An 11,595-nucleotide genomic window follows, 5' to 3' on the forward strand; every position below is an offset into this window, starting at 1 on the left:
CATCTCCTTCTCAACTCAAAGCCTTGACCATAACCTTTGAGCTCTACTCCTACCTTCTTCATAGACCTTCTGCAAATCAACACCTACTATCTCTCTATCCTGCATCACTATTTGACCATTGACCATTGTCAACTCTACCATTCCACCAGAGATGCCAAACAACAGATGATAATAGTAATTTTCTTCTGTTATCGGGGTAGTTGGCTGATAATCGACTATAATCAAATCAGCATAACTTCCTTCTTTCAAGCTCCCCACTGGATACTTAAGATATTTAGCTGCAATCTGACGATTATTTTCAAAGACCATCTGAGGCACCTCTACTCCTGCGATTGATGGATTCTGCAATTGATGCTTATGGAATAAGTTAGCAACCTTAATCGATTCAAAATTGTCGGTAGTATAGCCATCTGTTCCTAAGCCCACTGTCAACCCTTTCTTTAACATCTCAACTATCGGTGTATAGCCCACAGCATTTGACATGTTAGACTCTGGATTATGAATTAAGCTGGCATTACTTTTAGCCAAGATTTCAACTTCCTTTGGGCTTAAATGAACTCCATGTGCCGCTAACATCTTATCATTACAGAGACCATACTCTGCTAAGCGTTCAACTACTCTTAGATCATACTTTTTTATCGAATCCTCTTGATCTGCCAATCCCTCGGCGAGATGGATATGAACCCCTGTATCCAACTCTTTAGTCAGTCGACTGACCTTTTCCAATGTCTCATTCTCCAAGGTAAAGGAAGCATGTAAACCAAAGGATGCCGTTAACAGCTCATGTTGCTGTTGCTTACAGAGTCTGATAAAGCGTTCATTCTCTAAAATTCCCGCTTCTCTAACCTCTCTACCATCACGGTCTGAAACTTCATAAGCCAAATTTGCTCTAATTCCAACTTCATTAACAGCTTTAGCAATCATATCTAAAGAGCCTGCAATAGCATTGGGACTAGCATGATGGTCAAAGATTGTAGTGGTCCCATTTTTAATCGCTTCAATGCTAGCCAATAAAGCACTATAATAAACATCCTCCAAATCCAAAGCCTTATCTAGTTTCCACCATAACTTCTCTAAGATTTCAATAAAGTTCTGCGGAGGATCCCCTTCCAAAGCCATCCCTCGAGCAAAGGTACTATATAAATGCATATGAGTATTGATCATTCCTGGTAAGACAATCTTTCCACTAGCATCAATAACTTCTGTAATCTCTGAGCCATACTTTTCTTTAAGTTCTTGAGATTTACCAATATCTTTAATTAGCTTTCCTGCTATAACTACTCCACCATCAGTAATTATCTGATCTTGGTTTAAGGTAATGATTGGACCGTTCTCAATTAGTTTCAAAAGAACACCTCCCGTTTTTTAGAATTTATAATGTATAATTTAAAATTAACCTGTTGTACTAGTTGAATTTTAATACTTGCTATCAAATTATAATCATAGTCAAAAACTTTCATTTATTAAAACAATTACGGGAAAGCTTATCAGCTTTTTCCCGTGTTACTTTTATCATTGCCACAAAAGTAACCAAAAAGTCTAGAAAGAAATTCAACTCTCTCAGCAATCAAAATAATAGATGTTATCAATTATTGAATTCTCTAATTAAAACTTTGCTATAATCTAAATTCTAATTCAATTCTTGCTTCATTCAAACAATAATTTTTTTCGTTTTTAAAGACCTTAACTGTCAACTGTACACTATCTCTACAAGTCTAAAGAACAAGACTATTCATGTAAACCACTGTCAACTTCATATCCCTACTATCTCCTTCGCTACTTGATTTGCTTTAGCCACTAACTTATTCTCATCTATATTCAACAGTTTACCATTCTTAACTACCACCTGACCATTGACCATAGTCAGATCAACTCGATGGTCATTGCCACAGGTAACTAAAGCAGTTACTGGATCAAAACAACCTGCAAATTCTAATCTATTCTTATTCACCATAAATAGATCAGCTGATTTACCTACTGCTAAAGAACCAATATCCTCTCTTCCTAAGATTTTAGCACTACCTCGGGTGGCTAGTTCCAAGACCTGTCGGCAGGAGATAGCATCAATCCCACTTGTTACCCGATGCAATAAAAAGGCAGCCTTCAACTCACCAATCATATCAGAAGAGTCATTACTAGCACTCCCATCGACAGCCAAACCTACTTTGATTCCTTGCTTCATCATCTCTGGAATCCTAGCTACTCCTGAGGCTAATTTCTGGTTAGAGACTGGACAATGGGCTACCCCTGTACCAGTACTCTTTAATATCTTCAGCTCCTGATCAGAGAAGTGAACCCCATGGGCAAACCAGATATCCTCACCAAGCCAACCAACACTCTCCATCAGCTCTAGCGGACGCATCCCAAATTTACTTAGACAGAACTCGTTTTCATCACGAGTCTCTGCTAGATGGGTATGGCATTGTACTCCGTATTCTCTAGCCAGTTTAACGGTCTCTTTCATCAAATTTGGGGTTACTGAAAAAGGAGAGCAAGGTGCTAACACAATTTGGCACATCGACTGAGAGTTAGCGTCATGATAATCTTCAATCAATCTCTGACTATCCTTTAGAATTTCTTCATCACTCTGGACTACTGAATCTGGTGGTAATCCACCATCCTTCTCACTTAAGGACATACTACCTCGGCAAGGATGAAATCTAGCTCCAATCTTGTGAGCAGCTCTGATTTGTTCATCTATTAGCTTCCCACTTGCATCCTTAGGAAAAACATAATGATGATCAACACTGGTAGTACAACCTGTCTTTAATAGCTCTCCTAAAGCAATTAAAGTACCAGTATAAACAGCATCAGCCGTTAAACTTGCCCATAAGGGATAGAGGTTCTTTAACCATGAGAATAACTCCACATTCTGCACCTTCAAAATAGCACGGGTTAGTGTCTGATAGAAATGATGATGGGTATTAATCAATCCAGGAAAGATCCACATTCCTGCTCCATCTATCACTTCATCTACCTCTTCTTCCTTTACTTCTAGATTACTTCCAATAGCTTTAATTACTTTATCCTCAATTAAAATCGAACAATTATTCAACTCTCTTCTCTGATCATCCATAGTAATTACTGTCTCAGCATTCTTAATTAACTTTTTAGCCATTTCTTCACCTCCTAGACCATTTCAAAGCCTCTGTTGGACAGCTAGTCACACAGAAACCACAACCAAAACATTTATCTGAATCTATCTCTAACTTATCATCAAGAACCAACGCATCATAAGGGCAGACCTTAACACAGATATTACACTGACAACAATCACCACTAATATAAGGTTCTTCTTTTTTAAAATTTTTCTCTGCCTTTATCTCTGTTAGTGCTAATCCTTTAATCTCAGCCAAAGAACCATATCCTTTTTCTTCAAGAAAGTCTGCCATCTCTTGGGCAACTCTCCCATAGATATCAGCTCCTTTGACCATAGCAGCTGTACAGATTTGGACTGCTGAAGCACCTGCCATCATCATCTTAATAGCATCTTCTCCTGTAGATATCCCACCCACTCCAATGATTGGAATCTCTACCGCTTGAGCAGCTTCAAAGACACATCGCAATGCCAAAGGAAAGATAGCTCGACCAGATAACCAGCCATAACCAGAGTTATTACCCAATAAAGCTTTACCACTGTTGATATCTATATCTAAGCAAGGTCCAAAGGAATTAATCAGAACAATTCCATCGGCACCAGCCATTTCAGCAGCTTGGGCAAACTTAGGTATATTAACCTGTGGGCTTAACTTGACCAATACTGGCAAATCTACAGAGCTTTTAGCTGCCTTGATCGCCTCAACTACTGGCGTAGTATCACCACCTAGATAATGAGTAGATAGTTCTAAACAATCGGCAAACTCTGCCACTTGAGGAGCTAACGTCTTGATCTCCTCAGCCGAATAACCTAAGCCTACAATTACAGGCAAGCCCAACTCTTTGATCTGAGGATACTCCTCTGTTAACCAAGTCTTTGGTTCCAGCTCCGACCAGAGTTCAGAGTTCAACATCCCTCCTTCTATCTTAGCAATGCAGGGACGAGAGACTTTTGCACCTTTAACAGAAATAGTCTTGGTTACAATTGCTCCTGCTCTCCCCTTTACAGCCAAACGAGCTGCTTTGGCATCTTTAACTGGTGGTCCTGCTGCAGGCATTACTGGGTTCTTCAACTCCATATTTAATAGTTCAATTCCTATATCAACCATAATTCTTCCTCCCTCTACATTAATTCAGTTGACAGTTTACGGTTTAAAGTGTACAGTTAAATTCAAAATCATTAGACCTTAAATCTCTTTATAAAAATCAGTTACAAATATATATGTTGAACTAATAAGTTTCATAAAAGAAGATATAAATGAAAAAATTTTGACAAAGACTAAAATCTGACTAAGAACCGACTTAAAAACTTTAATTATTTAATTATTTAATTCTTTATTTTTTAATCTTCTTTTATCTGCGTAAGCCTGTGTCTAAATATTCTCTTTTCTTATAAAGAACTTTAATTCAATCTATATATAGTAAATTTTAGGTTTTAACTGTCAACTGTTCACTGTTCACTGTCAACTATTGATATAAAGCTTTGCTTTATATCAATTGGTATTTTAGTCAATCTCTTCCCTGTTAAGCGATACAATGCATTGACAACTGCTGGTGCCACTGGAGCTACTGGTAACTCAGACATTCCTTTAGCACCATAGGGTCCATCAGGATGATTCTCCTCTATCAAAATACTCTTGACCTCTGGCATATCTGTTGTTTTAGGTAGCTTTAGCTTGAAGAGATTATCTTGGACTAACCTGCCATCTTGAAGGTAAAAGTCTTCACTAAGAGCATAACCTAAACCCATAGCTACTCCCCCTTCTATCTGCCCTTCGACACTCTTGAGATTGATCGTCTTTCCTAAATCATGGGCTGCAATTATCTTTAAAACTTTCACTTCATTACTAGCTTGATCCCATTCTACTAAAGCACCATGGGCAGCATAGCAATAAGCAAAGTGTAGCTTATCCCAACCTGCAGTTGGTGTAGCAGGGATAGCATCCTTAGCAAGTGGTGCAGTTCTAGGAGGGATATACTTATAAGAGACAGATAATTGAATATCTTTATTAGCAATATCAGCCAAGCTGATTACTAAGTCCTCAGTATCCTTATCCTTAACTTCTCCACCTTCTATATATAAGCCACCTATAGCGATCCCACTAAGTTCTACTGCCGCTTTTAAGATTTTAGCTTTTAATCCTTCTGCAGCACCTTTAACAGCATTTCCAGATAGAAAGACCATCCTTGAACCAGTAGTTACTCCAATATCAGGGGTCAGTTCTGTATCACCTGCCAAGACCTTGATCTCTCGATAATCAATCCCCAAAGCTGTAGCAGCTATCTGTGCCATTGCTGTATCAGAGCCCTGCCCAGAATCGATGCACCCTACATATAAAGTAAAGCTTCCATCTAAATTCAACTCTATTCTAGCCTCAGTCTCTTCTTCTAGCCCAGTACCCAAACCTACATTCTTATAAGCTGCGGCTATTCCCCAAGCTCTTTTCTTATTATCAGTATTTATAATTTCTTCCTCTTTGTCTATTGCTTCTTCTAACTTAATTAAGCAATCTTTAAAGCCAATTCCACCTGCTACAACCTCACCAGTCAGAGTATCTCTCCCATCTTCTAAAGCATTCTTCAACCTAAGCTCAATAGGATCAATTCCTAGCTTTTCAGCCAGACGATCCATCTGTATCTCAGCAGCAAAGCAGACCTGTGGAGCTCCAAAGCCTCTAAAGGCTCCCCCTGGCAGGTTATTGGTATAGACTGCCTTGACATCAACCTTAGCATTTGCTACTTGATATGGCCCCAGAGCAAAGGAAGTTGCCCTTCCTGCTACTGGCTGACCAGCCGAAGCATAAGCTCCAGTATCAGTATAAATCTCAACCTCAGCTCCTACCAATTTCCCAGCTTTAGTTGCCCCTGTCTTATAATGGAGATAAGCAGCATGGCGTTTAGTGGAGATACGAATTGATTCCTCTCTAGTTAGAACCATCTTAACTGGTCTTTTTAAAAGCAGAGCTGCTAAAGCTGTATGTACTTGAACAGTCGGCTCTTCACGTCCACCAAAAGCTCCCCCAGTACAAGTAGTAATTACCCTAACTTTCTCTTCAGGAAGATTTAAACTAGTTGCAATTGTACTCCGATACTCATAAGAGTCTTGACTAGGGGTCCAGACTATAATTCTACCATCCTTATACTCTGCCAAGCACCCTTCTGGCTCTAAATAAGCATGCTCTGTAAAAGGGGTATGATAAGTATCTTCAATTATCACATCAGCTTCAGCAAAGGGATCCTCATAATTACCCTTACGTAGCTTAATATCAGTTAGAATATTACCATCTTGATGGATATCAACAGCATCCTCTGCTAAAGCTTCTGCTGGACTATAATAAGTAGGTAGCTGCTTATATTTAACCTCTATCGCCTCAACCCCTTTAGCTGCAACCTCTTGACTCTCTGCTATCACCAAAGCTATGGGATCACCGATATAACGGACCTTATCATAAGCCAAGACTGGTTGGTGATTGATAATTAAACCAAAATCCTTTTCACCTAGAATATCCTCAGCAGTTAAGACCTTTATAACTCCAGAGATTTTCTCTGCCTTACTAGTACCGATCTCTATTATCTCAGCATGGGGCTCACTACTTAAATGTAACTTTCCATATAACATTCCTTCACGGGATAAATCATCTACATAAATTGGTTTACCAGTTACCTTCTCTAAGGCATCATTACGAATCTCCTTAGTAGCTAACAGCTCTTTACTCTTAGCTATAGTAAATTCTTTTCCTTCCTTTAAATAACTAGCTGCCAATTGAACAGCTTCAATAATCTTCTGATATCCTGTACACCGACAGATATTTGTCTTTAAAGCCTTCTTGATCTCTTGAGCAGAAGGTTGCTTATTCTTATCTAATAAAGCTTTGGCTGACATAATCATTCCTGGAGTACAGAAACCACATTGGATAGCACCCGTCTCCATAAAAGCAAGCTGTAAAGGGTGTAAACTACCACCTTTACTTAAATTTTCAATGGTTTCTATCTTACTTTCATTTAATCTTGATAATTTCCAGACACATGATTTTTGGGCTCTACCATTAATGATTACTGTGCAGGTACCGCAATGCCCCTGATTACAGCCATTTTTTGCTCCTAAGAATCCTAATTTCTCTCTTAAAAAAGTTAGCAGAGTTAAAGAGCCTTCCTCATTTCTAACCTTTACCTCTTCTCCATTAATTACTAAACTTATACCTTCAGCCATAGCTCTTCCTCCTTATCTAGTTGATAGTGTACAGTGTATAATGTACAGTTAAAACCAAGATCAAATTTAAAACCTTTATAATTTGATTATATATAGAAACCGATAAAGATTTCATGTTAGAAATTATTAAATTAATTTCAAATTTAAAGATAAAATAAGAATGATTTTGCCACAGATATTCACAGGTTTTCACGGGTTAAAATCAAATAATTATTACCTTTTCATTAATCTTTTATCCGTGTTTCATCTGTGTTAATTCGTGGCTAAATATTCAAATTCTTTTTCATGTCTTATATATCAATTATTCTATATTTTTCGATTTTAGCTTTTTAACTATCAACTATCAACTGTCAATTATACATTAATATATTATACTGCTACTTCCTCATCTATATTATCTATATTATCTACATTTTCTACCACTTCATCTTCTGGCAAGATTAAGTGTAAAGCAATTGAAATAATTGCACCTACAGTAATTCCTGAAGATAAGATAGCAGACAACCATTGTGGTAATTGAGCTACTACACTAGGCTTCATCGTTACCCCTAAACCAAAGGCCAAAGAAAGTGCTAAGATAAATAACTTCCTATCAGTTAATCCACCTTTAGTAACTATCTTAATTCCTGAAGTAGCTATCATTCCAAACATAGCTATCGTTGCTCCTCCCAAAACTGAATTAGGCATAACACTGACAATAGCAGCAAATTTAGGAACTAGCCCTAAAACCAATAAGATTCCTGCTGCAGCATAACCAACTACTCTACTTCCTACTTTAGTCAATTGAATCACACCAGTGTTCTGACTAAAAGTAGTATTTGGCAAGGAGTTGAAGATAGCTGCAATTACACTTCCCACTCCATCGGCTAAAATTCCTCCACTTAAACGCTCTATATGAGTTTCTGTATCTACTCTCTCTCCAGAAACCTCAGCCACAGCAGTTAAATCTCCAATCGATTCAATAGTAGTGATTAGATATCCAATCAACCAAGGTAATAAATGCATCAAATCAAAGGAGAATCCATACTTAAAGGGCACTGGAAGGGTAAACCATCCTGCTTCTGCTACTGGAGTAAAATCGATCAACCCCATCAAGATAGCTACTACATAACCAACAATCAATCCAATGGCAATAGAACCAACCTTCATCATCCCTTTTCCATAACGATTAGCAATGATAATCATAACTAAAACCAACGATCCCAAAAATAGATTCTGCAAACCACCAAAGTTCTTAGCTCCAACCCCACCACCAAAATCCGTAATACCTACTTGAACCAAACTTAAGCCAATTAGCATAACCACAGTTCCTGTTACTATCGGTGGAAAGAACCTTTTAGTCTGCTTGATAAAGTAACTTAAGACGATCTCTACAGGGGCAGCTATTAAGGACATCCCTAAAACCAAAGGCATCCCTCCAGTTTTTGCTGCCCCAATCGCCATCGGTACAAAGGTAAAGCTCGTTCCTTGTACTCCCAGCAGTCCAGACCCTACTGGACCAACCTTCCTACATTGAATATAAGTTGTAATTCCAGAAGCTACTAACGCCATACTGACAAAAAATCCAGTCTCTGCTACATTCAATCCTAATACCCCTGCAATTATTAACGGTGGAGTAATTACTCCTACAAACATTGCTAGCATATGCTGAAAGCCTAATAAAAACGTCTCCCAAGTTGACGGTCTATCCTCCAAACCATATAACGGTTGACTTAAAGCTTGATTATTTTCCAATTTAATCCCTCCTAGAGTTTATACTGTTTTCTTAGCTTGTTTTAATATAGGTATGTGAATTCAAAATGAAACTTAATGGGGATATTGCGACACTTTTTATAAGTGTAAGTTGGTGTGGGAGTGTGAGTGAAATTCAATAGAAAGGCACTTCACACACACTCAAACTACTCCTTCTTCCCTCTTAAAATCGTCATTACAGGCATCCCCTTGACCTTTATCCCTTCAAAACTGGTATAGCCAGCCTTAGAATGTAGCCTATCACCCTGTAGTTGAACCTCTAAATCTGGATCAAAGACCACCAAATCAGCATCCTTGCCAACCTCTATACTCCCCTTTTGAGAGTAAAGACCAAAGATTTTAGCTGGATTTGTTGAAAGCAATTCAACCATTTTAGTTAAAGAAATTTTACCTACTTTAACACCATAAGTATAAATCAAAGGTAGCATCGTCTCTACCCCAGGAATTCCTGGTAGGATATCAAGGGAATTGCCCCCTGCTTTCTTCTGCTCGACACTAAAGGCACAATGATCTGTTGCTATTACATCTATTTCACCTTCTGCTACTCCATTCCATAATACCCGATTGTCTTCCTTCTCCCTTAAAGGAGGACTCATCAAGTTCAACCTTCCCCCTTCACCTTCTAACAATTGGCGAGTTAACAGTAGATAATGAGGAGCAGTTTCAGCATAAATATCTACCCCCTGCTCTCTTGCCTTTAGTATCTGCTGATAACCTTTTTGTGAAGAGAGATGAACTATGTACAAGGACATTTCTAAGTGTTTAAGTAACTGACATAATTCACTAATAGCCTCTGCTTCAGCAACACTAGAACGAATATCTGGGTGATATTCTACTCCTAATTGCTTTTTAGCTCGGTATTTCAGGATATTATCTTGAATAATCTGATCATTTTCAGCATGAACTGTTACTAACATTTCTGCTTGTTTAGCTGCTTTAAATAAAGCAGTCCATTTCTTATTATTAAGCATATAAATATCTGAATAAGTGGTAAAGGCTTTCAAACTGGAAATACCATTCTCCCTTAAACGATAAAAATCTTTAAGATATCTTTCTGAACTCAAATTATTATCTACACATAAATGGAGATTGTAATCTATTACACTATCTCTAGCCTCCAATTTCCTCTTTACTAAACCTTTAATCAAGGAGTTATCAACTTGATCGGCGTAGTCTATTATGGTAGTCACACCACCAAAAGCAGCTGAAACTCCACCACTATAAAAGTCATCGATAGTTACTGTTCCACGAGAGTGGAGGCTGAAATGAACATGGCTATCAATCAATCCCGGTAGTAGCAGTTTTCCAGCAAGATCAATCACCTCTTCATCTTGCTTAGGACTTAAAACTTTAGCTATCTCTTTAATCTTCTCCCCTTCTATTCTAACATCACCCTCTTTGATCTTGTCAGCAATTACAACCTTGGCATTCTTTAATAACAAGCTATTCACCCCTCCTTATAGAAGTCATTGCCAATACTAGAAGTCAGGTGGAGTAATTGCAGAAACAAAGATAAGGTCCTCTTCTCCAGTACTGGTTATCTTATGGGGAATACTGGCAAAATAATAGATAGTATCTCCCTCTTCTAAATTATAGACCTCTTCTCCAATTTGAATCTCCATACTTCCTTGAATAACCAAGGTACACTCCTCCCCATGATGAGTTAAAGGTTCCTCACAAGTAACTGCCCCAGGCTCTAATCTAGCCGAGATCATCTCTATATTCCTTTTCAAATCTGGTGAAAGAAGTTCAAAGGTTAGATTTGATCCTGGAAACATCAATGACTTTCTATCACATCTTTTCACCACAGGGTTATATTCAACCTTATCTAGCATAAAATAAAAGATAGGGACTTCAAAGGCCTCAGCAATCTTTCGTAAAGATGTAATCGATGGATCTGCAATTCCTCTCTCTACTTGACTTAGAAAACTTGATGTATATCCTATCCTTTCAGCAAGCTGGCTCAAATTTAGACCTCTTTGTTTTCTCTTCTCTCTAATCTTCTTTCCTAAATCCTTATTACTAATCATTGCAAATATATCACCTCTCTTATTTTACAGCTTCATGTGAACTATATGTTAAATTTGTGTTAATTATACACCCGAAACAGAATTGTGTCAAGTATTTTTGAATTTTTAATAGGTTTTTTCAGTGATATTTAACCATATGTAAACTTTATTTACAAATAAATTACATAAATATAACGTATAACTTACACAAAAATGCCATTAAGATAACCAGTCAAATTTAAAATACTACTAAATATAAATATTTGGAATTTTATTGTGTGATTAAATTAAACAACTTAATCCTAATTTAAAATTTAACTTCTATTCTTGTACAATTCATATTAGTTGCTTCTAATTTATTCTGTTCTTATTATATTTTCATTTTATATAGGTATGTGAATTCAAAATGAAACTTAATGGATATATTGGGACACTTTAAGTTTTAGCTACGGGTTTTAACCCGTAGTGTAACATGTCATTATCACCACAGGTTGAAACCTGTGGCTAGTAAATTTACCATTATAAAAA

The 11,595-nt window shown here is 37.4% G+C and carries 7 protein-coding genes; all 7 read right to left on the bottom strand.

What is annotated here, in order from left to right; all coding sequences use genetic code 11:
* Positions 1-15 precede the first annotated feature (15 nt).
* Positions 16-1,347 (bottom strand): putative aminohydrolase SsnA, encoded by a 1,332-nt coding sequence (gene ssnA / locus ACTCDL_RS03390; protein ID WP_463174023.1) that lies wholly within the window; start codon positions 1,345-1,347, stop codon positions 16-18.
* Positions 1,348-1,753: 406 nt separating this feature from the next.
* Entirely contained in the window at positions 1,754-3,118 is a 1,365-nt protein-coding gene (locus ACTCDL_RS03395; protein WP_463174024.1) for an 8-oxoguanine deaminase, read from the bottom strand.
* Between the two features lie 4 nt (positions 3,119-3,122).
* Positions 3,123-4,205 carry a 4Fe-4S binding protein gene (locus tag ACTCDL_RS03400; protein ID WP_463174026.1) on the bottom strand — a complete coding sequence of 361 codons (1,083 nt, stop codon included), beginning with the start codon at positions 4,203-4,205 and terminating at the stop codon, positions 3,123-3,125.
* A 341-nt stretch (positions 4,206-4,546) separates the two neighbouring features.
* A complete protein-coding gene (locus tag ACTCDL_RS03405) occupies positions 4,547-7,306 on the bottom strand; it encodes a molybdopterin-dependent oxidoreductase (RefSeq protein ID WP_463174028.1) in 2,760 nt (919 codons plus the stop codon).
* 369 nt (positions 7,307-7,675) lie between these two features.
* The gene (locus tag ACTCDL_RS03410; protein WP_463174029.1) at positions 7,676-9,040 is read right to left on the bottom strand and encodes a uracil-xanthine permease family protein; all 1,365 of its coding nucleotides are present in this window, start codon (positions 9,038-9,040) and stop codon (positions 7,676-7,678) included.
* A gap of 164 nt (positions 9,041-9,204) precedes the next feature.
* A complete protein-coding gene (hydA, locus tag ACTCDL_RS03415) occupies positions 9,205-10,509 on the bottom strand; it encodes a dihydropyrimidinase (RefSeq protein WP_463174030.1) in 1,305 nt (434 codons plus the stop codon).
* 27 nt (positions 10,510-10,536) lie between these two features.
* Positions 10,537-11,088, bottom strand: a complete 552-nt coding sequence (locus ACTCDL_RS03420) for a helix-turn-helix domain-containing protein (protein WP_463174032.1) — start codon at positions 11,086-11,088, stop codon at positions 10,537-10,539.
* Between the last annotated feature and the right edge of the window lie 507 nt (positions 11,089-11,595).

The sequence above is a fragment of the Orenia sp. genome (assembly GCF_055140805.1).

What these genes read in the sequence shown, in the direction of transcription:
- ACTCDL_RS03400 (WP_463174026.1), bottom strand. Translation starts at nt 4,205, where the DNA reads ATGGTTGATATAGGAATTGAACTATTAAATATGGAGTTGAAGAACCCA.
- ACTCDL_RS03395 (WP_463174024.1), bottom strand. Translation starts at nt 3,118, where the DNA reads ATGGCTAAAAAGTTAATTAAGAATGCTGAGACAGTAATTACTATGGAT.
- ACTCDL_RS03405 (WP_463174028.1), bottom strand. Translation starts at nt 7,306, where the DNA reads ATGGCTGAAGGTATAAGTTTAGTAATTAATGGAGAAGAGGTAAAGGTT.
- ACTCDL_RS03420 (WP_463174032.1), bottom strand. Translation starts at nt 11,088, where the DNA reads ATGATTAGTAATAAGGATTTAGGAAAGAAGATTAGAGAGAAGAGAAAA.